25 protein-coding genes are annotated in these 25,138 nt (G+C 52.8%); 24 read left to right on the top strand and 1 reads right to left on the bottom strand.

Annotation, left to right across the window (positions count from 1 at the left end; translation table 11 throughout):
* Positions 1-152 precede the first annotated feature (152 nt).
* From AC13E3_RS21785 to AC13E3_RS21740, 10 genes are all read left to right on the top strand, one after another.
* Entirely contained in the window at positions 153-1,583 is a 1,431-nt protein-coding gene (locus AC13E3_RS21785) for a mannose-1-phosphate guanylyltransferase/mannose-6-phosphate isomerase (protein ID WP_482902525.1), read from the top strand.
* A gap of 121 nt (positions 1,584-1,704) precedes the next feature.
* Positions 1,705-2,772: a UDP-N-acetylglucosamine--undecaprenyl-phosphate N-acetylglucosaminephosphotransferase gene (gene wecA / locus AC13E3_RS21780; RefSeq protein WP_482902524.1), complete on the top strand. Its 1,068-nt coding sequence runs from the start codon at positions 1,705-1,707 to the stop codon at positions 2,770-2,772.
* A 132-nt stretch (positions 2,773-2,904) separates the two neighbouring features.
* On the top strand, positions 2,905-3,657 hold the full coding sequence (locus tag AC13E3_RS21775; RefSeq protein ID WP_482902523.1) for a Wzz/FepE/Etk N-terminal domain-containing protein: 753 nt from the start codon (positions 2,905-2,907) through the stop codon (positions 3,655-3,657).
* A complete protein-coding gene (locus AC13E3_RS21770; RefSeq protein ID WP_482902522.1) occupies positions 3,654-4,958 on the top strand; it encodes a hypothetical protein in 1,305 nt (434 codons plus the stop codon). The genes AC13E3_RS21775 and AC13E3_RS21770 overlap by 4 nt, the downstream gene beginning before the upstream one ends.
* Complete coding sequence (locus AC13E3_RS21765) at positions 4,945-5,757, top strand: glycosyltransferase family 2 protein (protein ID WP_482902521.1); 813 nt, start codon at positions 4,945-4,947, stop codon at positions 5,755-5,757. The genes AC13E3_RS21770 and AC13E3_RS21765 overlap by 14 nt, the downstream gene beginning before the upstream one ends.
* The gene (locus AC13E3_RS21760; protein ID WP_482902520.1) at positions 5,744-6,868 is read left to right on the top strand and encodes a glycosyltransferase family 4 protein; all 1,125 of its coding nucleotides are present in this window, start codon (positions 5,744-5,746) and stop codon (positions 6,866-6,868) included. The genes AC13E3_RS21765 and AC13E3_RS21760 overlap by 14 nt, the downstream gene beginning before the upstream one ends.
* Positions 6,865-7,644, top strand: coding sequence for a glycosyltransferase family 2 protein (locus tag AC13E3_RS21755; protein ID WP_482902519.1), 780 nt, complete (start codon positions 6,865-6,867; stop codon positions 7,642-7,644). The genes AC13E3_RS21760 and AC13E3_RS21755 overlap by 4 nt, the downstream gene beginning before the upstream one ends.
* The gene (locus tag AC13E3_RS21750; protein ID WP_482902518.1) at positions 7,641-8,594 is read left to right on the top strand and encodes a UDP-glucose 4-epimerase family protein; all 954 of its coding nucleotides are present in this window, start codon (positions 7,641-7,643) and stop codon (positions 8,592-8,594) included. Before AC13E3_RS21755 ends, AC13E3_RS21750 begins: the two co-directional genes overlap by 4 nt.
* Positions 8,595-8,631: 37 nt before the next feature.
* The gene (locus AC13E3_RS21745; protein WP_338355678.1) at positions 8,632-9,183 is read left to right on the top strand and encodes a sugar transferase; all 552 of its coding nucleotides are present in this window, start codon (positions 8,632-8,634) and stop codon (positions 9,181-9,183) included.
* Complete coding sequence (locus AC13E3_RS21740; RefSeq protein WP_482902517.1) at positions 9,180-11,114, top strand: polysaccharide biosynthesis protein; 1,935 nt, start codon at positions 9,180-9,182, stop codon at positions 11,112-11,114. The genes AC13E3_RS21745 and AC13E3_RS21740 overlap by 4 nt, the downstream gene beginning before the upstream one ends.
* Positions 11,115-11,131: 17 nt before the next feature.
* On the opposite strand, the gene AC13E3_RS21735 is transcribed toward AC13E3_RS21740, so the two are convergent.
* On the bottom strand, positions 11,132-12,568 hold the full coding sequence (locus tag AC13E3_RS21735) for a phosphomannomutase (RefSeq protein WP_482902516.1): 1,437 nt from the start codon (positions 12,566-12,568) through the stop codon (positions 11,132-11,134).
* A 125-nt stretch (positions 12,569-12,693) separates the two neighbouring features.
* Here AC13E3_RS21735 and pseB point away from each other — a divergent pair, with 125 nt between their 5' ends.
* From pseB to AC13E3_RS21665, 14 genes are all read left to right on the top strand, one after another.
* Positions 12,694-13,692 (top strand): UDP-N-acetylglucosamine 4,6-dehydratase (inverting), encoded by a 999-nt coding sequence (gene pseB / locus AC13E3_RS21730; RefSeq protein ID WP_482902515.1) that lies wholly within the window; start codon positions 12,694-12,696, stop codon positions 13,690-13,692.
* A 3-nt stretch (positions 13,693-13,695) separates the two neighbouring features.
* A complete protein-coding gene (gene pseC / locus AC13E3_RS21725) occupies positions 13,696-14,856 on the top strand; it encodes a UDP-4-amino-4,6-dideoxy-N-acetyl-beta-L-altrosamine transaminase (protein WP_482902622.1) in 1,161 nt (386 codons plus the stop codon).
* Complete coding sequence (gene pseF, locus AC13E3_RS21720) at positions 14,853-15,554, top strand: pseudaminic acid cytidylyltransferase (RefSeq protein ID WP_482902514.1); 702 nt, start codon at positions 14,853-14,855, stop codon at positions 15,552-15,554. The genes pseC and pseF overlap by 4 nt, the downstream gene beginning before the upstream one ends.
* Positions 15,547-16,662, top strand: a complete 1,116-nt coding sequence (pseG, locus tag AC13E3_RS21715) for a UDP-2,4-diacetamido-2,4,6-trideoxy-beta-L-altropyranose hydrolase (protein WP_482902513.1) — start codon at positions 15,547-15,549, stop codon at positions 16,660-16,662. Before pseF ends, pseG begins: the two co-directional genes overlap by 8 nt.
* Positions 16,655-17,182 (top strand): UDP-4-amino-4,6-dideoxy-N-acetyl-beta-L-altrosamine N-acetyltransferase, encoded by a 528-nt coding sequence (gene pseH / locus AC13E3_RS21710; protein WP_459419377.1) that lies wholly within the window; start codon positions 16,655-16,657, stop codon positions 17,180-17,182. The genes pseG and pseH overlap by 8 nt, the downstream gene beginning before the upstream one ends.
* On the top strand, positions 17,179-18,231 hold the full coding sequence (gene pseI / locus AC13E3_RS21705; RefSeq protein ID WP_482902512.1) for a pseudaminic acid synthase: 1,053 nt from the start codon (positions 17,179-17,181) through the stop codon (positions 18,229-18,231). Before pseH ends, pseI begins: the two co-directional genes overlap by 4 nt.
* Before the next feature lie 71 nt (positions 18,232-18,302).
* Positions 18,303-19,691, top strand: a complete 1,389-nt coding sequence (locus tag AC13E3_RS21700) for an MBL fold metallo-hydrolase RNA specificity domain-containing protein (RefSeq protein ID WP_482902511.1) — start codon at positions 18,303-18,305, stop codon at positions 19,689-19,691.
* A gap of 79 nt (positions 19,692-19,770) precedes the next feature.
* Positions 19,771-20,022: a DUF2442 domain-containing protein gene (locus tag AC13E3_RS21695; protein ID WP_053112596.1), complete on the top strand. Its 252-nt coding sequence runs from the start codon at positions 19,771-19,773 to the stop codon at positions 20,020-20,022.
* Positions 20,023-20,171: 149 nt separating this feature from the next.
* Entirely contained in the window at positions 20,172-20,447 is a 276-nt protein-coding gene (locus tag AC13E3_RS21690) for a GxxExxY protein (protein WP_075267575.1), read from the top strand.
* A gap of 230 nt (positions 20,448-20,677) precedes the next feature.
* Positions 20,678-22,231 (top strand): Fic family protein, encoded by a 1,554-nt coding sequence (locus AC13E3_RS21685; protein ID WP_273157729.1) that lies wholly within the window; start codon positions 20,678-20,680, stop codon positions 22,229-22,231.
* Between the two features lie 198 nt (positions 22,232-22,429).
* On the top strand, positions 22,430-23,692 hold the full coding sequence (gene tviB / locus AC13E3_RS21680) for a Vi polysaccharide biosynthesis UDP-N-acetylglucosamine C-6 dehydrogenase TviB (protein ID WP_482902510.1): 1,263 nt from the start codon (positions 22,430-22,432) through the stop codon (positions 23,690-23,692).
* 123 nt (positions 23,693-23,815) lie between these two features.
* Positions 23,816-24,244, top strand: a complete 429-nt coding sequence (locus tag AC13E3_RS21675) for a nucleotidyltransferase substrate binding protein (RefSeq protein WP_405420650.1) — start codon at positions 23,816-23,818, stop codon at positions 24,242-24,244.
* Positions 24,231-24,557 (top strand): nucleotidyltransferase family protein, encoded by a 327-nt coding sequence (locus tag AC13E3_RS21670; RefSeq protein ID WP_405420647.1) that lies wholly within the window; start codon positions 24,231-24,233, stop codon positions 24,555-24,557. Before AC13E3_RS21675 ends, AC13E3_RS21670 begins: the two co-directional genes overlap by 14 nt.
* 212 nt (positions 24,558-24,769) lie before the next feature.
* Entirely contained in the window at positions 24,770-25,138 is a 369-nt protein-coding gene (locus AC13E3_RS21665; RefSeq protein WP_405420644.1) for a histone-like nucleoid-structuring protein, MvaT/MvaU family, read from the top strand.

The following is a 25,138-nucleotide window of genomic DNA, read 5'->3' as shown; positions in this document are numbered from 1 at the left end:
ACAATTTTAATAAATCATTTCCGACTGAGTAATATAGTTGGAGATATTTAATGGAATTCTGAATGTTTTTATTTTTCTTAGTTTTTGGGCGTGTTAATTCAAATCTTTAGACTTTTTGTCCTATTAAATGATTTCCTGGTTTAGGAGGATATATGATTTTTCCCGTTATTATGGCCGGTGGAAGTGGAACACGACTGTGGCCGCTTTCTAGGCAGCTAAACCCAAAACAGTTTCTTTCTCTGGTTGAAGGCTCCCGATCGATGCTTCAGGCAACCGTCAAACGCCTGCCTGGCATTGAAGCGTCTGAGCTTTCATTGGTCTGTAATGAGAAACACAGGTTTCTTGCAGCGGAGCAGCTACGGCAAGCAGGTCATAGTGAAGCCCATATCATTTTGGAACCTGAGTGTCGCAATACCGCACCTGCGATAGCGCTTTGTGCTATTAGAGCAGTCAATGTAGGTCAGGACCCAGTGCTCTTGGTTCTTGCAGCCGATCACCTGATAAGGGATCAAGACATCTTCCAGATGCAGGTTTTGAAAGCACTCCCTCTTGCGGAAGCCGGCAAGCTGATCACTTTTGGCGTTGTACCTGGCCATGCAGAGACGGGCTACGGCTATATTCATCGCGGTCAAGCTGTGAATGAAGATGCCTTCTCGGTTGCCCGATTCGTGGAGAAGCCGGATCAGGAAACCGCTGAGGGCTATGTGGCTTCGGGTGAATATTTCTGGAACAGTGGCATGTTCATGTTCCGTGCCAGCCGTTATCTGGAAGTTCTTGAGCGTTACCGACCGGACATCGTCTCTGCCTGCCAGGCGGCGATGGCTGGTTCTTCAGAAGACATGCATTTTACTCGCGTTGATGAGGCCGCATTCGCGGCTTGCCCGGAGGATTCCGTGGATTACGCCGTGATGGAACCGCTCTGTAAGGAGGCAGGCGGCGAATCCGAGGCTGTTGTGGTGCCGCTTGATGCTGGTTGGAGCGACATTGGCTCGTGGTCTTCACTCTGGGAAGTGAGTGAGAAGGATTCCAACGGCAATGCAATTCAGGGAGATGTGATAACCCAAGGTTCGAGCAACAATCTGGTTCACGCGGAGCACCGTTTGGTTGCAACTGTGGGTGTTGAGGATCTGGTTGTGGTCGAAACCAAAGACGCGGTGCTAGTGGCTCATAAAGACAGGGTTCAGGACGTAAAAGCCGTTGTTGAAGCCCTCAAGCACGATGGCCGCCATGAGCACATGAACCATCGGGAAGTCTATCGTCCCTGGGGAGTTTACGATTCGATCGACCAGGGCGAGCGGTATCAGGCAAAGCGGATTACTGTAAAGCCCGGGTGCAAGCTGTCCGTACAAATGCATCACCACAGGGCAGAACACTGGATTGTGGTGAGTGGTACCGCTCAGGTGACCAATGGGGATAAGACCTATCTCGTTACAGAGAATCAGTCCACCTATATCCCGGTGGGGCAGGTTCATGCTCTGGAGAACCCGGGTGTGATAGATCTTGAGTTGATTGAAGTCCAGTCAGGCTCATATTTAGGAGAGGATGATATCGTCCGCTTTGAGGATCGCTACGGCCGGGCTTGATTGGCCGGCGTAGTGTGAGCCCGTATTCGTTAAATGTTGTGAACTAAGTCACAACCGGATTGGCAACCTTTACAATCCCGGCTGTTTTGTCCTTTTTATCTACATGTTGTCAGGAAGCGTCATGGAAGCGGCCTACGTCTCCGGCTCAATTGCAGCCGTCATCTCCCTACTTGCAGTTGTTGGATTAAGACCCATCGCAAGAAAAATTCGGCTCGTGGATTTGCCCAATCATCGAAAATCCCACAAGGGCGCTGTACCTCTTATTGGCGGGGTCAGTGCCTTTGCAGGTCTTCTGGTGGCGTGGTTGATCTCGATGCCTGTGGCAAATGGTTTTGGTATTTACCTGCTGTGCTCGTTGCTGTTGGTGGTTCTGGGTGCTATCGATGACGCACGAGATATTCCTGCCCGATTTCGGTTGTGGGCTCAGGTTGCTTTGGGGGCATTGCTAGCCCTGGGTTCAGGTGTTTACCTTACCACCCTTGGTAACCTGCTGGGGTTCGGTTCGATTTCCCTTGGCTGGTTCGGGCCTCTGGTTACGGTCGCCGCGGTGATTGGTGCCACGAATGCTTACAACATGATGGATGGCATTGATGGGCTCGCGGGCTCCATGAGCCTGGTAACGCTGGTATCGCTTGCCTGTCTGTTCAGCCTGGCGCCGGGGTTCAGTCTGGAGTTGGCCTTGGCCGTTACCATCGGTATGGCTCTGATACCGTTTATGGCTGCAAACCTGCGGATCTATCCGTTCCGCAAGAAAATCTTCATGGGCGATGCCGGCTCGATGTTTATCGGCTTTTCTGTTGTTTGGCTGTTGGTTAATGGCGCTCAGGAGACCGATGCGGCATTCCGGCCCGTTACGGCCCTCTGGCTAATTGCGGTTCCGCTTATGGATATGGTGGCAATAATGATAAGGCGAGCCCGCAAGGGCCAGTCGATCATGGCGCCGGATCGGGAACACCTCCACCATATTTGCATGCGCGCCGGATTCAGTGATCGGCAGGCATTGTTACTGATTACCATGGTTTCAATTATTCTTGCGGGTATTGGTGTGGTTGGGGAGATGGTGCAGGCCCCGGAATGGTTGATGTTTGCCCTGTTTCTGGTTGTTTTCTTTCTTTACGATTATGCTCTCACCCATGTGTGGAGGCTGTTGGTTGTGTTCAGGAAGTATTCCCGCTCAAAAGCTGCTTGAGTTAAATTAGTCTCCTTCCAAGCCCGGCCTTGTGCCGGGTTTCGCTATTCTGGCGCCTGTGATTTACTCTTTAAGGCTGTGGGTGCTGCAAGAAGCCCCGGAAAACAGTCATTAAGATAAGGATGGAATCTTTTGAAAGATCGCACTGGCGAGTTGTCAGCCAATTACGAAGAAGTCAGCCTGGTGGTTTTGTTTGCAAGGATGTTCAGGCGTTGGCGGCTGATTCTTGTAGTCTTCATTTGTGTGTTTGCTGCAGGCGCTTTGTATGCGCTGGTTAACCCGGAGCGGTTCCAGTTTGTCAGTCTAGTGCAGTTAGGCCCTCTCCAGGAGGGGCTAGGTATGAGTCGATCTGAGGAGTTGGTTTCCTTGCTGGAGTCCCAGTGGGGACCGGCCGCGGGGCTGGATTTGGTTGAAGGCGAGGAAAAAGCGTTATCTTTTACTCTGGAGTTCTCAAGTCCTGAAGGTTCCCGGTTGGTTAAAATCACTTCGATTTCTTCCTTGAACTCCAAAGGCTTGGTTGAGAAGGTTCACCAGCAACTTTTGGCTGATGTAATCGCCCATCAGATGCAGGAGCTGGAGCTTGTGAAAGCGCGTCTCACAACGCGGCTCAACGCCCTTGATGAGGGCCTCCGGAACCTTGCTGACTCACGACAGCAGGAAACGGCGATGGCAATGGCATCCTTATATGAGCGCCGTGCAGAGGTTAAGGCCCGCCTGGAGGCTCTGAGTGCCGCTGAAGTGGCGGCCAAAGCGCGGCGGGCGCCGGAATCGGAAGGGCCAGCGCCTTTGCTTATCATCGTTGTAGGTGCTTTTTTCGCCCTGATTTTGGCTTTGGTAGCGGCTTTCTTCGCGGAATTTATCAGAGATGTACGGCGGGCGATGTGAGGTCTGAGCATAACCCCTCTCTTCTTTACAGCGCTGACAAGTACCTTTTATTTCTGTTGTTTTCAGTGCCGCCGTTGTTCTCTCAGCTTACCTACGTAATGTTATCGCTTAGCTCCCCGGCGCCGGGATTAGTGGCGATTTCAGTTGGTATTCTTTTACTGTTCTCACGCGCGTTGATTAGTTTTCGAGCAGATCTTCTGACGTACTTTTTTATTTTCGTGTGCATTCTATGGCTCCTGGGAGCCGGAGTTATTGAGTTTTTCTGGCACAGGCAAACGGACGCTGTAGTTGGTTTGGCGTTTCTATTGGTGATGCTCGCTGCTGTCGCTCTGGTCGAGGTTTTTCGCCGCGTTGAGCTGGCTTCCTTGTTGCGAGGGTTGTTTCTTTCTGTATTACTCTTCCTATTCTTGGGATGGTTTAGCCAGTTATTTCCCTCGGCTATCCCGGTTGCCTATGGGGCTCTGGTAAGCCCGGTTTTTCCGTTCTCTGAGCCCAGTCACTATGCTTTGGCTCTCGGCCAGATCGCCGTGGCGTATAGTCTTATAGGGCACCCCCGCCGTGTGCTGTTTCTGCTGTTGAATCTATTCTTGCTGGCATTCTTTCAGCCAAGCCTGACGCTGATGGTGTTTTCTATAATGGCCTTTTGGGCTTTCTTGTGCCGTTCGCCGGATTATCGGTTTTGGATGGTTTTGGGCTTGCTCCTGGCCCCGCTTGCTTTATTCGCCTTGTTTACCTTTAACAGCTATTTCGCCAGTCGCGCTCCGAGTTTGGAGACAGACAACCTGACAGCGCTCGTTTTTCTTCAGGGTTGGGCCTTGGCGTTTGAAAACTTTTCGCAAAACCTGCTCATGGGGCTCGGCTTTCAAAACCTTGGTTCCGGTACGACCGAGCTGAATGAGTTCTCGGAGGCAATATCCAGTCTGACCGGTGGCTACCACCTGAATCTGCAGGACGGAGGGTTCCTGGCGGCCAAGGTTATTGCAGAGTTGGGTGTTTTCGGGATTTTGATCAGCTTTGCTTACTTTGTTTTTTGTGTTTGGTGGTTTTTCAGGGCACGTCTTTTCTTGCGACAGTTTTTGAACAGGTCATCTCGCGCCGATTCCCGGTTGACCGGAAAGCTGTTGATAGCTGCAGGCCTGGTTTTCGGTTACTTTGTTGAGTTCTTTTTCCGTGGGTACGGGTATTTCTCCCCCGGACTGCTTTTGGTAATGGCTTCGTTTCTGTATTTGTTGGCGTACCGAAAGCATCTTTTTTATTGTTCCGAGTTTGCCGAAGGAAGAAGTTTTGGTGAAAGAATCTGAACCGGAGTTACTTGAGGGTGGTCGGCGGTTGCAGGGTACCCGACAGAATAATAACGGTTACCCTCTGGTGAGCGTGGTGACTGTGGTGTTTAACATGCGTGACTCGCTCGCAAACACTATAGCCAGCGTTTCCGGCCAGACTTATCCGAATATCGAGTATGTGGTAATCGATGGCGGCTCTACGGATGGATCGTTGGAGGTTATTCGTGAAAGCGAGGCGTTGATTGATTACTGGCAAAGTGCGCCAGACCGCGGTATCTACAATGCCATGAACAAGGCTATTGATCTCGTAACCGGCGAGTGGGTGTTGTTTATGAATGCCGGTGACTGGTTCTGGAGTGAAGACTCGATTGCTTCGATGTTTTCCGGTTCTGGGCATCATGAGCTTGATGTGCTCTTTGGCGATCATGAGGTCAGATACAGCGATGGAAGAAAAAGGCTCGTGAAGGCAGGCGATGTAAGGGATATATGGAAAGGCGCGCGGTTCTGCCATCAGTCTGCCTTTGTTCGCAGGGAACTGCAGGCAAGAAAGTTTCGTGAGGATTTGAAAATTGTCGCGGATTACGAATTTTTCTATCGAGCCTGGCTGGATGGCTACCGGTTCGGCCACAGGGATATTGTTGTTGCGTCTTATGAGGCCGGTGGGGTGTCGGACCGTAAGCGGTTGACCTCGACGATTGAGCGTTGGTCTGTCGTAAAAGGCGGCCTGCGGGTTCATACCTATTACGGCTGGAGGCTTGTGATTGAGGCTTTAAAGATGGTGGTCAAGAAGGGAGTTGGAAAGTTTGGGCAGCGATGACCCGAAGCAAGGCAACCAGAACTATCAGATTGCAATGGATTCGATTGTTTTTTCGCTGCAGTCTGCTGGCGGGATATCGGTTTACTGGTATGAGCTTCTAAAGCGGTTGCGCGGACGGCCCTCGGTTAAGGTGTTTGCATGCCGCAATAATAATATCTTCGAAAGCCGTTTACCCAGAATATTCGACTGCGAATCACGGCTGCCAGTTCCTCTGGTTCGGTATTTGCCTTTTTTGCAGAAGCTGCCACCGCAGACGGTTTTTCACAGCAGTTATTATCGCTGGGCCTCGCAGCCGCGTGTGGCGACGATTACTACGGTGCATGATTTCACCTATGAGCGGTTTGGGTCTGGCATACGGCGCCTGGTTCATTCAACCCAGAAGAAACAGGCGATTCTGAGAAGTGCCGGGGTGATCTGCGTGTCACAGAATACTAAGCGGGACTTGCTGCATTTCTTCCCGGAGGTAGATGAGAGCCGTGTGAGGGTTATTTATAACGGTGTTGGCGAGGATTTCTTTCCTTTGAAGTCTCGTGAGAAAGGCCTGCTCAGTGACCGATTTCCAGAACTTTTTGATCGGCCGTTTGTATTGTTCGTTGGCGCCAGAAACGGCTACAAGAACTTTGATAAAGCCGTAGACGTTGTCTCGCAGTTGAAGGGATTGGGGTTGGTTGCCGTTGGTGGAGAGCCGATGGGTGAGGATGAGAGTGACTGGCTATCGGATCAGTGTGGTTCGTTCAGTCATGTTTCAGGCATCGGACCGGAAGATTTGAATTTGCTCTATAACTCAGCTTTTTGTCTGTTGTATCCCTCTGCCTATGAGGGTTTTGGAATCCCGGTTCTCGAAGCTATGAGGGCCGGCTGCCCGGTAGTTGCCTGCAATTTATCGTCAATTCCTGAAATTGCCGGGGACGCAGCGGTCCTTGTCAACAGCCCTGAAGTAGATGAACTGCTGGTTGCGATTGAAAGTCTGAACAACGAAGAGGTGAGGGCGAAGTGTGTGGAGCAGGGAATTGCTCGTGCCGAACGCTTTTCCTGGCAGGCCTGCTTTGAAGAAACCATGGCATTCTACGATGAAGTCGCGACCGGGGAATTTGGAGAGTCTTTGGCATGAGCACTGAGAGCAACGGGCCCAGAGTCTCTATCGTAACGGTATGCTTTAACAGTGAAAAAACCATCCGGTATACCATTGAATCTGTGCTTGAACAAACCTATCCGTGGATTGAGCATATTGTTGTGGATGGCGCTTCAAGAGACTCGACGCTCAGGATCATCGGCGAATATGAAGGCCGGATAGCACAGGTTATCAGCGAACCCGACGATGGCATCTATGATGCAATGAACAAGGGTGTAGCCGCCGCAACCGGTGATGTTATCGGAATCCTGAACTCTGATGATTTTTATGCGTCCAGGGACATTATTTCTGAGGTTGTTGAAGCTTTTGTCTCAAACCCGGGTGCCGATATGGTCTTTGGAGACGTGGTTTTTGTTGATCCAGAGCAAAGAGAAAAGGTCGTCAGGTATTACAGTGCAGGTCACTTTCGCAGCTGGAAGCTCCGGTTTGGCTGGATGCCGCCACACCCGGCCACCTTTGTTCGAAAAGAGCTCTACGATCGCTCAGGTGGCTATCGGAAAGACTTTTCCATTGCAGCTGACTACGAAATGTTTGTTCGATGGTTACTGAAGCTTCGGGCTAAATTCGTGAGTATCGACCGCGTTCTTGTCACAATGAGGGCGGGTGGTGTGAGTACGGCTGGGCCGAAGAGCAGTTGGTTACTAAACCGCGAAATTGTGCGTGCATGCCGGGAAAATGGAGTTTATACCAACCTCGTCTTGGTGCTCTCAAAAATCCCTTTCAAGCTTCTGGAGCTGGTGAGGCGCCCGGGATGAATGAAGAAGGAACTGTACTTGTCACCGGAGCGAACGGGTTCGTAGGCCGAGCGCTTGTCGAGGAACTGGCGAATCGGCGCTTCCAAAAGGTTGTAGCGGCTGTTCGCAAACGTGCTGGGTGTTTCAGTGAAGCTGTGGAGGAGAAAGTCGGCCTGGATATAGAGCGCGACTCCGGGTGGAGTGATGCGTTAAACGGGGTTTCAGTCGTTGTTCACTGTGCAGCTCGTGTGCATGTGATGACCGATCCTGCAAAAGACCCTCTGGGGGCGTTTCGGCGTTCCAATGTGGAGGGCACGTTGAGAGTGGCTAGAATTGCAGCCAGCAAAGGGGTAAGGCGATTTGTCTTCCTGAGCTCCATCAAGGTGAATGGTGAGTCCACAGAGGGCAGAAAACCGTTCACCGAGAGCGATACTCCGGCGCCGGAAGATTTTTATGGTTATTCTAAACTGGAGGCTGAAGAGCAGCTTGCCGCGCTTTGCGCGCGGGAATCCATGGAGTTGGTTATCGTGCGCCCGCCACTGGTCTATGGCAAAGGTGTGGGAGCAAACTTTGACGCGTTAATGCGATTGTCTGATACGCCTTGGCCGCTACCATTCGGGTGTTTGAACAATCGCCGAAGTATGGTGTATCTGGGCAATTTGGTAGACGGCATTGGTTGTTTGTGCACAGCTCCTGAGGCTGCAGGTCGCACCTTTTTAATCAGCGACGCTGACGACCTTTCTTTTAGCGACCTTGTGCGGGAGTTACGAGTACTTAAGGGCCGAAGCCCCCGGCTTTTGCCAGTTCCAGCGGCGTTTCTGGAAATCATGGGGAAGGCGGTCGGCAAGGGCGATGTTATCCGCAGGCTCACGGAAAACTTGTTGGTTGACAGCTCATCCTTGAAGGACACTTTGGGTTGGCATCCTCCCTATTCCGTTCGTGAGGGGCTGGCGCGGACTTTAGCTGTATAGTGAACACTTTTCTGGTTCTAAATTCTTTGGTGACTCATTGATACGTTTGCTGGATGTTTTGATCTCATTGCTTGGCCTCTTGCTGGGAATGCCTGTGCTTCTGGTATTGATTGTTCTGGGGCTGTTTGACACCGGCTCTCCTCTTTTTCGCCAGGAACGGGTGGGTCGGTTTGGTAGACCGTTCACTCTCATCAAGTTCCGCACCATGAGAAAAGACACGGCGTCTGTGGCGAGTCATTTGGCGAGCAGCTCTTCGATTACCAGGTATGGCCGTTTTTTGAGGCGAACCAAGCTTGATGAGATCCCTCAATTGTGGAATGTCTTGCGGGGCGACATGAGTCTCGTGGGGCCCAGGCCTTGCTTGGCAAGCCAGGAAGAATTGATCTCACAGCGAAAGGCTCTTGGTGTTCTGAACGCTCGCCCGGGCATCACGGGTTTGGCCCAAATCAATGGCATTGATATGTCTACCCCAGAGCTGTTGGCGAGTACCGATGCAAGAATGTTAGAGGAGCTTTCTGTAGCAACTTATCTGCGATACATATTTCTGACCGCCCTGGGTAGGGGCGCCGGTGACCGGGTCCGAGGATGAAAATACTTGATGCGTTTCTGGAATTGCCTCGTGCTCAGAAGAGAGCGATCTCTGTTGCTTCTGATATCACTCTTCTTCTGTTTGCAATATGGGCTTCCTACGCGCTGAGGTTGGAGGATGTGACATGGCTACCGAACCGGGGGCAATTGGCAGCCTCGGTTCTCACTGTGTTGGTGACGGTCGCGGTTTTCGTGAAACTGGGGCTGTATCGGGCAGTAATCCGGTATTTGGGCGACAAGGCCTTTATCACCATCCTATACGGCGTTGCTGTTTCTGCCCTGGCACTGATTGTCTTCGGGTTTTTGTTTCAGGTGCTCGTTCCACGTTCTGTGCCCGTCATTTATGGGGCTTTTGCATTCGTGTTCGTGAGCGGCACCCGCCTGGGTATTCGAATGCTCGTGAATCATCCCTTCGAGCGCAATAAGGAATCCGTGGCCATCGTCGGGATTGGTGAAACAGCGATGCAACTGGCGTCGGCATTGAGGCAGGGTACTGAGTATCGGCCTGCATTTTTTATCGCCCTGGACAAAGCAAGCCACAAAACCACCATAAATGGATTGCCTGTTATCAGCATTGAGCTGATTGCCAAGAATATCCAAAAATACAGCATCGAGCGGATCCTACTGGCATTGGATCCGGATTCGAAGGTCGATCGCAAGCTATTGCTGGAAGAGCTTGAAAAGGCGTCAGTACCTGTACAGACGGTGCCCTCTGTTTCGGAGCTGGTATCGGGGCGTGCCCGTATTAACGATATCCGGGATCTTGAGATTGAGGATTTGTTGGGGCGCCCGCCAGTTGCCGAAACTTCAGAGGGAATCTCGGAAACTCTTCACCAGAAAGTGGTTTTGGTGACGGGGGCCGGAGGGTCAATCGGGTCGGAACTTTGTCGCCAGATTATTCGGCACAAGCCGCGTAGGCTTGTTTTGTTTGAACGATCTGAGTTTGCGCTGTATTCAATCGAGAGAGAGCTGGCCGCGATTAATAATATTGATGGCCTTGGTGTTCTGATAGAGCCGTTGTTAGGCAGCATTACCCAGGAAATGAGGTGTCGTAAGGTGATGGAGGCCTATGGCGTTCAGACAGTCTTCCACGCTGCTGCTTACAAACACGTGCCATTGGTTGAGCATAATGTGATAGAAGGTGTGATGAATAACGTCTTCGGCACATTGCGTGTGGCGGAGGCCGCTATCGAAGCGGGCGTGGAGCGCTTCGTATTGATTTCGACCGATAAAGCAGTGCGCCCGACCAATGTCATGGGCGCGAGCAAACGTATGGCAGAGTTAATTTTGCAGGCTCTGGCCCGACGTCAGTCTAAGACAGTCTTTTCAATGGTTCGGTTTGGCAACGTGCTTGGGTCGTCTGGCTCCGTGGTGCCTCTTTTTCGAGACCAGATTCGTGATGGCGGGCCGGTAACCGTTACCCACCCGGACATTATCCGTTATTTCATGACGATCCCGGAAGCCAGTCAGCTCGTGCTCCAAGCTTGCAGTATGGGAAAAGGTGGGGAGGTTTTTGTCCTGGATATGGGCGAGCCGGTGAAAATAGCGGATCTGGCCAGAAAAATGATCCACCTCATGGGGCTGACCGAGAAAACAGCGGATCAGCCTGAAGGCGAAATCGAAGTCCGGTTCACGGGCCTTCGACCGGGCGAGAAGCTGTACGAGGAACTCTTGATTGGCAATAGCCCGCTGGCAACTTCTCATCCGCGAATTTTGATGGCACGAGAAGTTGCTCTGGAGTGGCCTGAGTTAGAACCTATCCTGGAGTCTTTGATGATTGCCAGCAGGCAGTTTGATTGTGACGCTGTTATACAGACGTTGATGGAGGCACCAACGGGCTTCAAACCCAGCGGTAGCATCAACGGCTATCTAGACAGCGTAACTGAGGATAGGTCGGAGTCGACGAGGCCTGAGAGTGTAAAAGTTAACTGATCAGGACACGCTTTTGCTTAAGTGGCGAGCTCACGCAGTTTAAGCATGCACGATTCGATTAACTGTTGTACTTCTTCCGGGCGCTTTGCTTCGCAATAACACCGAAGTTCAGGCGCATTGCCTGACGGCCGCAAGTGCACAATCTGCTCATTCTGAAGTGTAACCCTTAAGCCATCTGTGAAGTCGATGGTTCGGATGTCTTGTGGCAATTCAAGTTCCATTTTTAGGGATTCCGGCCTGGCCTTCCATTCAGCTATCAGTTCTTTGCTTCTTTCAGTCGGGAAATTGGTTACTCGGTCACTGACGGTATACCTCTCAGGCAAATCCCCAAGTAGTTTCGAGAGCGGTTTGCCCTTTTGATGGGCGGCGATGAGGGCTACCACAGCCGGGAGAATAGCATCTCTCGTCGGTAGTGCTTTGAGCGCGGAGCTCTCCATTGTGAGGTCGGCGCCTAACAGGAAACCCCCGTTGGCTTCAAAACCTGCCACTGAATCGTGCTTTTCACTGAGGACTGACATTGCTTCGATTACGTAGGGTGAGCCAATTCGGGTTCGGGCTACAGTTGTGAAAGCACCACACAGCTCGATGGCAGTGTTACAGCTAACGGGCACGGCGAGCGTTTTTATACCCAAATTCTGTGCGCAAATCAGGCCCAGGATGTCGCCCCGCAACCATTCACCGTTCTCGTCGGCCAGGAGTGGGCGGTCGCCATCACCGTCTGTTGAAAAAAGGGCGTCCAGGTTGTGTTCTCGTGCCCATTGCTTCCCAAGGATTCGGTCTTGATCCGAAACGGCTTCAGTGTCTATCGGAACGAAAGTGTCTGTGCGGCCAAGTGAAATGACCGTAGCGCCCAGATTTTCAAAAATCGCCCGACTAAGATCCCGGCCGGCTGCCGAGTGCTCGTAGAGGCCTATTCGAACACCCTTTAACGGTTCGGATGAATACAGGCCGGTGTAGCGTGCAACGTAATGCTCTTCTGCGAGGTTGGATTGTTGTGGCAGGTTTGCTCTGTAATTGGGCAGCTCTGCCCGATTGTTCAGGATTCCTTGCTCGTCTTCCTTGCTTATCTCGCCATCTGGACGATAGAACTTGATGCCATTGCGGTCAAATGGAATGTGGCTCCCCGTAATCATTATTGAGGGAATGCCATCGGCCATTGCCTGCAGTGCTAATGCTGGTGTTGGCAAAACGCCATAGTAGTCCACGGATAACCCCAACGCCTCGCAAGCGCCGGAAACGGCGGCCGCCATTTTGGGGCTACTGGGGCGACGGTCGATGGCAATCGCTACCCGATCAAATGTGAACTTTGCCTGCATATTGGTAATGAACGCGACGGCAAAAGCAGCACAGGTATCGTCACTGAATTGCTCAACCAGGCCTCGCGCTCCGCTGGTGCCGAAAGCTATCTTACTTCGAGCAATTACGGCACCGGCATGGCTGGGATTGTTTTGCATCAGTTCTCCGTTTGGTCTGGCGAAAGATAGGGGCGGGATTGTACTATCGGTTCTCTACATGTTCTACGGCGTAAATCTATCTTGGAAAAGACGGATTATCGTTCCATTAAAGGCATCTACAGCTAATGTTTGAAAACAGCTCCATACTGATCACCGGCGGTACAGGCTCCTTTGGCCATACCTTCGTCCCCATGCTCCTCGAGCGTTTCAATCCGAGAAAAGTGATTATTTTCTCCCGGGATGAGATGAAACAGTGGGAGATGGCCAAAAAGTTTGCCGGCGATCACCGCGTTCGCTTCTTTATCGGTGATGTGCGCGACAAAGACCGGCTATACCGGGCCCTTGATGGCGTGGACTACGTGGTGCATGCTGCGGCCACCAAGATTGTCCCAACCGCTGAATACAATCCCTTCGAGTGCATCAAGACGAATATCAACGGCGCCATGAACCTGATCGATGCCTGTATCGATAAAGGCGTGAAGCGTGTTGTTGCCCTTTCAACGGATAAAGCCAGCAGCCCTATCAACCTGTACGGCGCTACCAAGCTCGCCTCAGACAAATTGTTTGTGTCTGGTAATTCCTACGCGGGTGGCCATGAGACACGCTTTGCGGTCGTGCGCTATGGCAATGTGATGGGGTCCCGTGGGTCGGTTATTCCGTTTTTCATGTCGGTTAAGGACCAAGGCGTGTTGCCCATTACCGACGAGCGGATGACCCGCTTTATGATTTCGTTGGAAGAGGGCGTAGAGCTGGTATGGCACGCCTTTGAGGATATGGAAGGTGGCGAAATCTATGTGAAGAAGATCCCTTCCATGAAGGTGACCGATCTTGCCCGGGTAGTCGCTCCGGATGCCAAACACGAGATCGTCGGCATCCGCCCCGGCGAGAAGCTACATGAGCAGATGATAGGCGCCGAAGATTCCTATTACACCTACGAGTATCCCGAACACTTCAAGATTCTTCCTGCTATTCATGACTGGAGCGCCGATGCTGCGCGCATCAAGGACGGCAAGAAAGTGCCTGAGGGATTTGTTTATTCAAGTGACAACAACACAGAATGGATGTCCCAAGAAGATCTGCAGGCCTGGATCGATGCTAACCGGGAAAAAATCGGGAGTATCTGATTGATGATTCCTTACGGGCGCCAGGAGATCACGCAAGAGGATATTGATGCCGTTGTTGAAGTTCTCAAATCGGACTTCCTGACCCAGGGCCCGGAAGTTCCAGAATTTGAGAACACGGTGGCCTCTCACGTTGGTGCGAAGTTTGGCGTGGCTGTTAACAGCGCAACCTCCGCCCTGCACATTGCCTGCGCGGCTCTCGGCCTGGGAGAAGGGGACTGGCTTTGGACTTCGCCCGTTACGTTTGTGGCCTCGGCAAATTGTGGCCTTTATTGCGGTGCAAAGGTGGATTTCGTCGATATCGACCCCCGCACCTACAACCTTTGCCCGGATGCGCTTGAGCGAAAGCTGGAACAGGCCAGGGAGCAGGATCGTCTGCCCAAGGTGGTTGTGCCGGTGCACCTGTGTGGCCAGCCTTGCGACATGGAACGGATTAAGGCGTTGTCTGAGCGTTATGGTTTTCGCATTGTCGAGGACGCGTCCCATGCCATTGGTGGCAAGTATCAGGGCGAGTTTATTGGCAGTGGCCGGTACAGCGATATCACGGTGTTCAGCTTCCATCCGGTAAAAATTGTGACAACCGCGGAAGGTGGCATGGCTGTCACCAATGACGCTGAATTGGCTCAGCGTATGGAGATGCTCCGCAGTCATGGCATTACCCGCGACCCGGGCCGTATGACCCACGAGCCGGACGGACCCTGGTACTATCAGCAGGTAGAGTTGGGTTTTAACTACAGAATGACCGAGTTGCAGGCGGCCCTGGGGGTTAGCCAGATGGCACGGCTGGATGACTTCGTGAAGCGCCGGCATGAGTTGGCCCGGCGATATGATGAGCTGCTGGCGGATTTGCCGGTGGTGACGCCATGGCAGCATCCGGACAGCTACTCGGGGCTCCACCTGTATGTAATCCGATTGAAGCTGGCTGAGCTTGGTGCCAGCCATCGTGAGGTATTCGAGTCGCTCCGTGAGCGGGGCATCGGCGTCAACCTGCATTACATCCCTGTCCACACCCAGCCCTATTACACAGCAATGGGGTTCGCGCCCGATGATTTTCCGGAATCCATGGGTTATTACAGTGAGGCTATCAGCATTCCCATGTATCACGGCCTCACTTTTGAGCAGCAGGATGCGGTGGTTGAAGCGCTGAACCAGGCTCTTTCGGTATGAAGGTTGCGATAATTCCGGCGCGGGGAGGCAGCAAGCGGATTCCGGGTAAGAATATCCGGGATTTCTGCGGCAAACCGATGATCGCCTGGTCAATTGACGCGGCCCGAGCGAGTGGCTGTTTTGACGAGGTTATCGTTTCAACCGATGATGAAAAGATCGCCAACGTGGCCAGGAAATTCGGAGCGGCAGTTCCTTTCATGCGCCCTAAGCATCTTTCAGACGATTATACGGGAACGCTTCCGGTTGTCCGGCACGCGGTTGAGTGGTTCTTAAACGCTGGCCATACCGTCGATCGTGCTTGCTGCATCTATGCGACGGCCCCTTTCATCGAACCTGCTGATATCCAGGAAGGCGAAAGTCGGCTTGAATCTTCGGGCAGTAGCTTCGCTTTTTCTGTGACCAGCTATGCCTTTCCTATTCAGCGTGCACTTCGCCTTGCCGATGGTGGCCGGGTGGAGATGATGCATCCGGAGCAGTTTTCGACACGTTCCCAGGATCTGGAAGAAGCCTGGCACGATGCCGGTCAGTTTTACTGGGGAACCGCGGAGGCCTGGCTTGAGGAGCGGATGATCTTCGGGCAGGACTCTCTCGGAATCCCGATTCCCCGTTACCGTGTTCAGGATGTTGATACTCCAGAGGATTGGGAGACGGCAGAGTATATGTTCAAAGCGTTGAGAGCCCGGGCGCACCATGGGTAGAGCGCTTGCGGTGGCTTTCCGGGTGGACGCGTCCACCCTCATTGGCTCTGGCCATGTTATGCGCTGCCTGACCCTTGCGGATGCTCTGGCAGAAGCCGGTGCCCGGTGTTATTTCGTGATGCGGCGGATGCCGGGAAATCTGGAGGGCGCGGTGGGCAGCAGGGGGCATCATGTATTGGTGCTTTCATCGGTAGAATCCAGAGAAACTGCGAGCTCTCCAGACGACGCAACACCCCACGCCGCTTGGCTGGGAGTGAGCTGGGAAGCGGATGCCTCTGACACGCTACAGGCACTCGAGGGCATCGAGTTGGACTGGTTGGTGGTAGACCACTACGCGCTCGATCATCGCTGGGAAACTCAGGTTCGTACATGTTGCAGGCGCCTGATGGCTATTGATGATCTTGCAGACCGTAGGCATCAGTGTGATTTGCTACTGGACCAGAATCTTGGGCGTGAACCGCACGATTACGATGGTCTTGTACCCGGCGATACCAAAAAGCTGATTGGCTCTGATTACGCGTTGCTTCGGCCCGAGTTCCGCCGGGTACGTGCCATGTCCCTTGAAGCACGGCAAACCCGGGAGCCCGGGAACATACTCGTTAGTATGGGTGGCGTGGATGCGGCGAATGTTACCGGCAATGTTCTGCGGGTATTGGATACCATCGAGGTTGTTTCCGCTTATCGGGTTACCGTCGTTCTCGGGGCAGCCTGTCCTCATATCGACGAGGTGATAGAGCAGGCGGAATCAATGCGCCTGGCTACTCGGGTGGTCGTAAATGCCAACAACATGGCGGAGCTGATGAGCCAGGCAGATCTTGCCATTGGTGCTGCTGGAGGCTCTGCCTGGGAGCGCTGCTGCCTTGGTTTGCCCAGCTTGCTTGTGGTGATGGCCGACAACCAGCGGCCGGGCGCTGAGGCACTTAAACGAGCGGGCGCATCACTCAGTTTGGGTTGGCCTGACGCTATTGGAGAGACATTGCCGAGGGCGATGCGTAAAGTACTCGCGGCTGGAAGGTTGCTTGAGATGAGCCAGAATGCTGCCGCAATCTGCGATGGTCTGGGTGTGCAGCGTGTGGCTGACGCCCTCCAGGAGGGTTCGGATGAGTAGTGGGCGGCTGAGACTTATGCGCTCCGGGGACCTCGCGCGGGTTCTCAATTGGCGGAATCATCCCGATGTGCGCCGGTTTATGTACACCAGCCATGAAATCTCCCCCGAGGAGCATGAGCAGTGGTTTGCCCGGAACAGTGAAGCCCCCGGTGTGTGGCTGCTGATCTACGAGGTTGATTCGGCCCCTGTAGGCTTCGTTAATATCTCCTCGACCCGCTGTGCCCAGGTTGCGGACTGGGGCTTCTATCTGGCGCCGGATTCAGAGCCAGGAACAGGGCGGTCGCTTGGTGAAGCTGCCTTGAGGTACGCCTTCGAAGAGTTGGAATTGCATAAACTCTGTGGGCAGGCGCTCGGTTTTAATGAGCGGTCAGTCCGCTTCCATGAGCGTCTCGGGTTTACCCGGGAAGGTGTCCTCAGAGAGCAACACTGCGACGGAGAACGTTATCACGACGTTATCTGTTTTGGCCTTCTGGCTGCCGAGTGGAAAATTCGAAGTAAAGGTTTAAGGGCGTGTTTATGAGTGAAGCCAAAATTGTCATTGATGGTCGTGAAATTTCATCATCTCAGCCGCCTTACATAATTGCGGAGCTCTCAGCCAATCATAACGGCAAGCTCGAAACGGCACTGAAGATCATTGATGAAGCGGTTGATGCCGGGGCAGATGCGGTAAAACTGCAGACCTACCGGCCCGACACCATTACCCTGAATTCGGATACCGACGATTTCAAAATCAAAGGCGGGCTTTGGGACGGTCGTACCCTCTACGAGCTATACGAAGAGGCCCACATGCCCTGGGAGTGGCATAAGCCTCTATTTGAACGGGCCCGGGAGCGGGGCATCACGATTTTCAGTTCGCCGTTCGATACCACCGCCGTTGATCTGCTTGAGGAACTCGGCGCTCCAGCCTATAAGATCGCATCATTTGAGGCGGTGGATCTGCCATTGATTGAGTATGTGGCCCGGACTGGTAAACCGATGATCATTTCCACCGGGATGGCAGATGCGGAGGAAATTCAGGAAGCCATTGATGCGGCGCGCGGAGCTGGCTGTAAACAGCTGGCGATTCTCCATTGTGTAAGTGGCTATCCGGCGCCAGCGGAAGACTATAATCTGCGAACCATTGTGGACATGAAGCAGCGTTTCGGCCTGGTGACAGGGCTTTCTGATCATACCCTGGATAATACAACGGCAATCACCAGCGTCGTGCTGGGCGCGGCGATCATTGAAAAGCACTTCACGCTCGATCGCTCTGGCGGTGGGCCGGATGATAGCTTTTCCCTGGAACCTGAGGATCTCAAAGCGCTTTGCCGGGATAGCAAGACCGCGTGGAAGGCTCTTGGCGAGGTGAATTACGGTCGCAAATCCAGCGAGCAGGGTAACGCGCTGTTTCGTCGCTCCCTGTACTTTGTGAATGATATCAAGGCCGGGGACGTCATTTCCGGGGACGATGTGCGGAGTGTTCGCCCCGGCTTCGGGTTGGCGTCGAAGCACCTGAAAGCGGTTGTTGGCAAGGTGGCCACGCATGACATAAGCAGGAACTCTCCGGTCAGGGAAGAGGATTTTCGGTAACCGGTAAACGGATAGAAGACTTGGCAGGGGACTCGGGCCGGGCTAAGAATTATCAACAAGGACGTTCAAGCATGATTTCAATATCTCACCACGGCGCCACCTCTGGCGTAACTGGCTCCTGCCACGAACTTACCCTTGATCAAGGAACCCAAAAAAGCGGCATCCTTATAGACTGCGGCCTGTTCCAGGGCCAGGACGAGGGCCCCGGCGCTTCTGCCTCTGATCTCTCCATTGATTTTCCCATTGATCATATCCGGGCTCTGGTGGTCACCCACGTGCATATCGACCACGTGGGGCGCATTCCCTATTTGCTGGCTGCGGGTTTCGATGGGCCCATTATTTGTTCCGAGCCTTCAGCCATTATGCTGCCGGAGATACTGGAAGATGCCCTGAAAATCGGTTTCACCCGCGACCGGCAACTGATTGATAGGGTTCTGGGACTGATCCGTTCCCGCCTGGTGCCGGTGCCTTATGGCCAGTGGCATTCGGTGTTTGCTGAGGGTGATTGTTCGCTGTCGGTTCGGTTGCAGAGGGCTGGGCATATACTGGGCTCGGCCTATGTTGAGTGTGATGCACGTGCGGGCGAATCTAAAGAACGGGTTGTGTTCAGTGGCGACCTCGGCGCGCCCCATGCTCCGTTGCTGCCGGCGCCCCAATCCCCGGAGCGGGCGGACCGGCTGGTGATTGAGAGTACATATGGGGATAAGGACCATGAGGATCGGGAAACGCGGCGCTATCGATTGAAGGCGGTGCTCGAGCACGCCCTGGAAGATGGCGGCACGGTGTTGGTGCCAGCATTCAGTATTGGGCGCACGCAGGAGTTGCTTTATGAGATTGAGGGCCTGATTCATGAGTTTGGTGGTGAGCTCTGGAGCAACCTCGAAATTGTTGTGGATTCGCCGCTGGCGGCGGAATTCACCCGAATCTATCGAGACCTGAAGCCCTACTGGGACGCTGAGGCCACAGACTTGGTGCGCCAGGGCCGGCATCCGCTTTCTTTCGAGCAACTCACGGTTATCAACTCCCATGAAGACCACCTGAATGCTGTGGATTACCTTGCCCGTTCCCACCGCCCTTGTGTGGTTCTGGCCGGCTCCGGTATGTGCGCCGGTGGCCGTGTGGTGAATTATCTGAAGGCAATGCTTGGGGAAAAGCGGAACGATGTCCTGTTTGTGGGCTACCAGGCTGCGGGCACGCCGGGGCGGGATATCCTCACTTATGGGCCTCGCGGTGGTTGGGTGGAGCTTGATGGTGACCGCTATGATATCCGGGCCCGGATTCATCTGGTTGGCGGCTATTCGGCCCATGCTGGGCAGAGTGATTTGCTTCGGTTTGTTGAAGGTATTCCTGGAGCACCTACGGAAATTCGGGTGGTGCATGGGGATGAGGATGCGAAGGCGGCATTTCAGGTAAGGCTTCAACGGGTGTTGCCTGGCTCCCAAGTGCTGATCCCGGCGTAGCGAGGTTTTGATGCGCGCACGATTCGGGTATTGTTGGAAGTAACAGAACAGAACCGACAACGGTTTGAGGATGCTTGGCATGACTACTTCGCCTGAAAAAGTCTGGTTTGATGAAGATAATCTTTGGGTCATTCTCTCGGATGGTCGAACAATTGGTGCCCCGCTGGCCTGGTTCCCGCGTCTGCTGCACGCGGAACAAAAAGCCAGGGATGACTTTGAACTGAGTGTTCATGGTATTCACTGGGATTCGTTGGATGAGGATATCAGTATCCAGGGGTTGCTGGCTGGCCAAGGCGACCAAACCCACCCAAAACGTGATCACGCGGCCTGACATGGAAAAGATAAAGATTTTTGCCACTAAATCCACGAAAGAACACGAACAAAGACTGACTGATTAAAAGTCAGGGCTTCCTTGTCTTTCCCTTTCGTGTTCTTTCGTGGATTTAGTGGCAAAAATGTTCTTAAAAATAAGGATATAAGATGCTCAAGGAAAAAGAGCTTTGCTACCGTATTACCGGCTGTGTGTATGAGGTATACCGGCATCTGGGAGCAGATCACAAAGGCGAGCCCATTGCCGAACACCGGGTCGATCTTTTGGTCGAGAACGCCGTCATCATCGAACTTAAAGCCCAGAAGCAAATGCCGATATCGGCGGAGCCGCAGTTAATCAACTACCTCAAAGCCACAGGGAAAGAGCTTGGTCTGTTGGTTAATTTTTCGTTTCCAAAGGCTGTGGTAAAGCGGGTGGTGTTATGACCAGGCCGGGTTTTTTCATGGGAGGGCAGACCCCTCCTTCACCAGGGATCTCTGGAAATTGTCGTCGATTCTTCTCTGGCGGCGGAATTCCCCCGGATATACCGGGATCTGAAGCCCTACTGGGACGCCATTGCCAGATATATATCGTGACCGGCACCTGCTAGAATTGTTTTTTCTGAAAAGCTGGCAGTTTTAATCGTTTTTTTGGCAGGATAATCATTTTGAGCACGATGGCGGGTGATGAAATTGGCTATGCATGGTTGGCAGCACGTTACGACGTGCAGGCAATCCAGCCGCTGCCGCTGGAGAGCCGTATCGGGCGTAGGCGCCAAACCTACGACCAGGCCGGCCGCCGCCTGGAATACTACACAGAGGCGATGCGCCCGCAAGGCACGCTGGGCGCGCACCTGACCTTCGCTTTAAAACACGAAGGGGTGGCGCTGGAGTTTCTGGCAAGGTTGTTTGGGGCATTGCCCGCAGAGGCGCTTGCTGACTGGATACGCTCTGAACCTACCGGCCAGTATGCCCGGCGTGCTGGTTTTCTCTACGAATGGCTAACCGGCAAGACTCTGGCAGTGGAGGGTGTCGGTGGCAACTATCGTGATGCGCTGGATCCCGAATTGTATGTTACGGCGGCTAACGGGGGGTGTCGTAACCGCCGCTGGCGGATTAATGACAACCTGCCGGGAACCCCTGAATTCTGCCCCCTTGTTCGTCGCACGACTTCAGTGTTGGAAGCCCGTCAATATGGAATCGCTGACAGGCTTTTAGCGATGGAAGGGGAGTTTGGACCGGATATTTTGCGTCGCAGTGCAGTGTGGCTGACTATTAAAGAGAGCCGTGCCAGTTTCGCGATCGAGCACGAAGGGCAGCATCAGGATCGCATACGCCGTTTTGCCACCGCCATGGAACAGTATTGTGGCCGGCTGGATTCCCCCCTTGATGATGACGCCCTGAGTGAGTTTCAGTCAGCTATCCTGGGAACCACCACGATCCGGACGGGCCTTCGGCAATCGCCTGTGTTTGTTGGGAGTAGTTCGATCGATTACGGTGCAGTTGTTCATTACGTCTGCCCGCACTGGGAGTGGTTGCCAGGCATGCTGGAGGGATTGCAGCGTTTTCTGGCGCAAACCGATCCGGGGGATGCAGTGGTTCGCGCTGCTGTGGCAAGTTTCGGGTTCGTCTTCATTCATCCGCTGGCTGATGGTAATGGACGAATCTCCCGTTTTCTGGTGAATGATACTCTTCGCCGCGACGGCGTGGTGCCTGAGCCTTTTATTTTGCCGGTTTCAGCGGCGATAACGTCCTCGGCGGTCAGGCGGGCCGACTATGATCGAATTCTTGAACGTTACTCCCGGCCATTGATGTCGGCTTACCGTGATGCGGTCGATTTCACCCAGGAACGCGTGGCCTACGCAGATGGTATTGAATCGGACTTTGTTTTTAATGCCTATGAGGAGGCAGCACCTGTCTGGAGCTATCCAGACTTGACCGAACATACGGAATATCTGTTCGCGATCATTCGGCATACGTTGGAGCACGAGATGCACCATCAGGCCGCCTTTCAGCGGGCGTGGTATCGCACCCGCGAGGCGATCAAGGATTGGGTTGAAGGCCCCGATGAGCACATTGATCGGATGATCCGGGCGATACGCCAGCATGGCCGGGTCAGTGGCAAATTGATGAAGGAATTTCCGGTGCTGGCGCAATCCGACATTGCATCGGAGCTAGAGCAGGCCGTAGCCGAAGGTTTTGCCGATCTGCCGGATGTGAATCAACGATGATTTTGGTGAGGGCATATCTCTGTGTAGTGCAGTTATTCGCCGCTGGCCGCTCGATCGAAGGCCATCCAAATGCCGTGGATTACCTGGCCCGGATGCATCATAAAAGGTGTTTTCAATCCCTGGCTGGTACAGACATAATTATTCCATCAGAGTAGGGCGTATGGTCGCCGTATTGAGCTTCCTCGCAAAGGATTTCAAATGAAGAAGATTGCAGTTATTGGTCTTGGTTACGTGGGGCTGCCTCTTGCCGCGGCCTTTGGCGAAAAGCGTGAGATTGTCGGCTTTGATATCAGCAAAAAGCGGATTGCCGAGCTGAACGATGGCGTTGATTTTACCCGTGAGGTTTCCCGGGAAGAATTGGCTGCGGCGCCTGGTTTGTCTTTTACCGATGATCTTGAAGGCATTCGCGATTGCCAGATTTACATTGTGACTGTGCCCACCCCTATTGATGAGTTCAAAACGCCGGACTTAACGCCTCTGGTAAAAGCCAGTGAAACGGTTGGGCAGGTTCTGAAGCAGGGCGATATCGTGATTTACGAATCCACGGTATATCCCGGCGCCACGGAAGAAGTTTGTGTTCCGGTATTGGAGAAAGTCTCCGGCCTTACGTTTAACAAGGATTTCTTTGCTGGCTACAGTCCTGAACGAATCAATCCGGGCGATAAAGAGCATCGGGTAACCAGCATTATAAAGGTTACCTCAGGCTCCACTCCGGATATTGCCGATGAAGTGGATGCGCTTTATGCCAGTGTTATTACCGCCGGCACCCATAAAGCCAGTTCCATTAAAGTGGCCGAAGCGGCGAAGGTTATCGAAAATACCCAGCGTGATTTGAATATCGCGCTGATGAACGAGCTTTCGATGATTTTCTCGCGCCTGAAAATTGATACCCATGAAGTACTGGCGGCAGCGGGAACCAAATGGAATTTTCTGCCGTTTAAGCCCGGCCTGGTTGGTGGCCACTGTATTGGTGTGGATCCGTATTATCTGACCCACAAGGCCCAGGCTATTGGTTATCACCCGGAGATTATTCTGTCTGGCCGGCGGGTAAACGACAATATGGGCCCGTATGCGGCGGCCGAGCTGGTTAAAGCAATGATTAAAACCGGGCATACCGTGGCATCGTCAAAAGTGTTGGTGATGGGGCTGACCTTCAAGGAAAACTGCCCGGATTTGCGGAACACCCGGGTGATTGATGTTATCCGTGAATTGCAGGATTTCGGCTGTTCCGTGGATGTGACAGACTGCTGGGCGGATAATACGGAAGCCGAGCATGAATATGGGATTTCACTGGTGGAGGCTCCGAAAGCCGGTGACTACGATGCGCTGTTTCTGGCTGTGCCTCATCGTGAATATGCCGCTAAATCGTCGAAAGAGTTGCGTGCTTATTTGAAAGATAATGGCGTCCTGTTTGATCTGAAGGGTGTTTTGCCGTTGGGTGAGGCAGACCTGAGATTGTAAATGTGGGGTCAGAAGAAATTTTCTTCTGACCCCATTTTCATCTGACCCCAGGTTAAACGGTTGGGCTCAAGATAAGCTCGATATGCTAGGCTTAATATTGAGACATCGGCGGGATAATAAGAGATGGGTGACGAAGATATCAGATGGCTACAGCGCCTCAGCAACTTTGAAAAAGCCTACCGGCAGTTGGATGAGGCCGTCGCTTTGAGCCAGGCCCGGGAGCTTTCAGAGCTTGAGAAGCAGGGTGTAATTCAGGCGTTTGAGTACACCTATGAGTTGGCGTGGAATGTTATTCGTGACTATTTCCGGTGGCAGGGTAATTCGGGAATCACGGGCTCCAGAGATGCAATCCGGGAGGCCTTTGCCAATGGCCTTGTTGATCAGGGCGAACAGTGGATGCAGATGCTGAAGGACCGGAACCGCACTTCGCATACCTACAACGAAGAAACCGCTCGTGAAATATTGAAGAATATCCTTGGACTTTACCATCCACTCTTCACTGCTTTTCGGGATCGAATGCAAGAACAGGCGGGAAAGCATGGTATTGGCTGAATCTTCAGCAGCGGGTCGGTCAGTTGGCCTACCTGACTACGCGCTTGAGAATCTAAAGCGTATTTTCAAGAACCACGCCGCAGTGCAAGGTGTGGTTCTGTACGGCTCCCGGGCAAAAGGTAATTTTCGCGCCAATTCCGATATCGATTTAATGCTTATTGCCCCCGAAATTTCGTGGCAGGAATTCAATCAGATTGAAGCAGAAATTGATGACCTGCTGATGCCTTGGAAAGTTGATCTTGCTTTGAAGCATCAGGTGGAGAATAAAGCGTTGCTGGATCATGTGAAGCGCGTCGGTATTAGGCTCCTATGAATAGGGGCTCAAGGGGGCGAAGCAGATCCAGGTTGTAAATACATTTTTATAAAGAGAGTTTTTAAAAGCCGGTCAAGTTGATTGGCTTTTTATTAAGGGCTCGTAAATAAATAATTTTGCCAGACAACATTTTTTTTATTATTATTGTGCCTGACTTTTAGTCAACTCCACTTAATTTGTTAAAACTCCTATTTTAAGAAGGTTTTAATTCCATGGCAAAGATTAACGATTACTACCAGAAAAAACAGCTTATGGAAAAGCTTGCTGCAGAGCTGGAACAGCTTGAAGAAGACCAGGCTCTGAAAGGTGAACTGGAGTTTGAAAACAAGGTTCGCGCATTGATGAAGGAGTATGACAAGTCACCGAAGGATGTTCTTCAGATTCTTTCTGCAATTGATCCCTCAGTGTCTGGGGCAAAGGCTGACACAACCGCTGGCAGCCGGCCGAAGCGCCCGATGAAGACTTACAAGAATCCGCACACCGGGGAAGTGGTCAAGACCCGTGGTGGCAATCACAAGACGTTGAACGAGTGGCGTCAGAAGCATGGTAAGGAAGCTGTGCAGAGCTGGCAGCAGGACTAA

It is taken from the genome of Marinobacter sp. L-80 (genome assembly GCF_056859395.1).
The sequence above is the reverse complement of the archived record's forward strand: the minus strand, read 5'-3'. Positions and strand labels throughout refer to the sequence as shown.

Coding starts and splice junctions, on each gene's coding strand:
- AC13E3_RS21785 (WP_482902525.1), top strand. CDS start 153: ATGATTTTTCCCGTTATTATGGCCGGTGGAAGTGGAACACGACTGTGG.
- wecA (WP_482902524.1), top strand. CDS start 1,705: ATGGAAGCGGCCTACGTCTCCGGCTCAATTGCAGCCGTCATCTCCCTA.
- AC13E3_RS21755 (WP_482902519.1), top strand. CDS start 6,865: ATGAGCACTGAGAGCAACGGGCCCAGAGTCTCTATCGTAACGGTATGC.
- AC13E3_RS21750 (WP_482902518.1), top strand. CDS start 7,641: ATGAATGAAGAAGGAACTGTACTTGTCACCGGAGCGAACGGGTTCGTA.
- AC13E3_RS21740 (WP_482902517.1), top strand. CDS start 9,180: ATGAAAATACTTGATGCGTTTCTGGAATTGCCTCGTGCTCAGAAGAGA.
- AC13E3_RS21735 (WP_482902516.1), bottom strand. CDS start 12,568: ATGCAAAACAATCCCAGCCATGCCGGTGCCGTAATTGCTCGAAGTAAG.
- pseB (WP_482902515.1), top strand. CDS start 12,694: ATGTTTGAAAACAGCTCCATACTGATCACCGGCGGTACAGGCTCCTTT.
- pseC (WP_482902622.1), top strand. CDS start 13,696: ATGATTCCTTACGGGCGCCAGGAGATCACGCAAGAGGATATTGATGCC.
- pseF (WP_482902514.1), top strand. CDS start 14,853: ATGAAGGTTGCGATAATTCCGGCGCGGGGAGGCAGCAAGCGGATTCCG.
- pseG (WP_482902513.1), top strand. CDS start 15,547: ATGGGTAGAGCGCTTGCGGTGGCTTTCCGGGTGGACGCGTCCACCCTC.
- pseH (WP_459419377.1), top strand. CDS start 16,655: ATGAGTAGTGGGCGGCTGAGACTTATGCGCTCCGGGGACCTCGCGCGG.
- pseI (WP_482902512.1), top strand. CDS start 17,179: ATGAGTGAAGCCAAAATTGTCATTGATGGTCGTGAAATTTCATCATCT.
- AC13E3_RS21700 (WP_482902511.1), top strand. CDS start 18,303: ATGATTTCAATATCTCACCACGGCGCCACCTCTGGCGTAACTGGCTCC.
- AC13E3_RS21695 (WP_053112596.1), top strand. CDS start 19,771: ATGACTACTTCGCCTGAAAAAGTCTGGTTTGATGAAGATAATCTTTGG.
- AC13E3_RS21690 (WP_075267575.1), top strand. CDS start 20,172: ATGCTCAAGGAAAAAGAGCTTTGCTACCGTATTACCGGCTGTGTGTAT.
- AC13E3_RS21685 (WP_273157729.1), top strand. CDS start 20,678: ATGGCGGGTGATGAAATTGGCTATGCATGGTTGGCAGCACGTTACGAC.
- tviB (WP_482902510.1), top strand. CDS start 22,430: ATGAAGAAGATTGCAGTTATTGGTCTTGGTTACGTGGGGCTGCCTCTT.
- AC13E3_RS21675 (WP_405420650.1), top strand. CDS start 23,816: ATGGGTGACGAAGATATCAGATGGCTACAGCGCCTCAGCAACTTTGAA.
- AC13E3_RS21670 (WP_405420647.1), top strand. CDS start 24,231: ATGGTATTGGCTGAATCTTCAGCAGCGGGTCGGTCAGTTGGCCTACCT.
- AC13E3_RS21665 (WP_405420644.1), top strand. CDS start 24,770: ATGGCAAAGATTAACGATTACTACCAGAAAAAACAGCTTATGGAAAAG.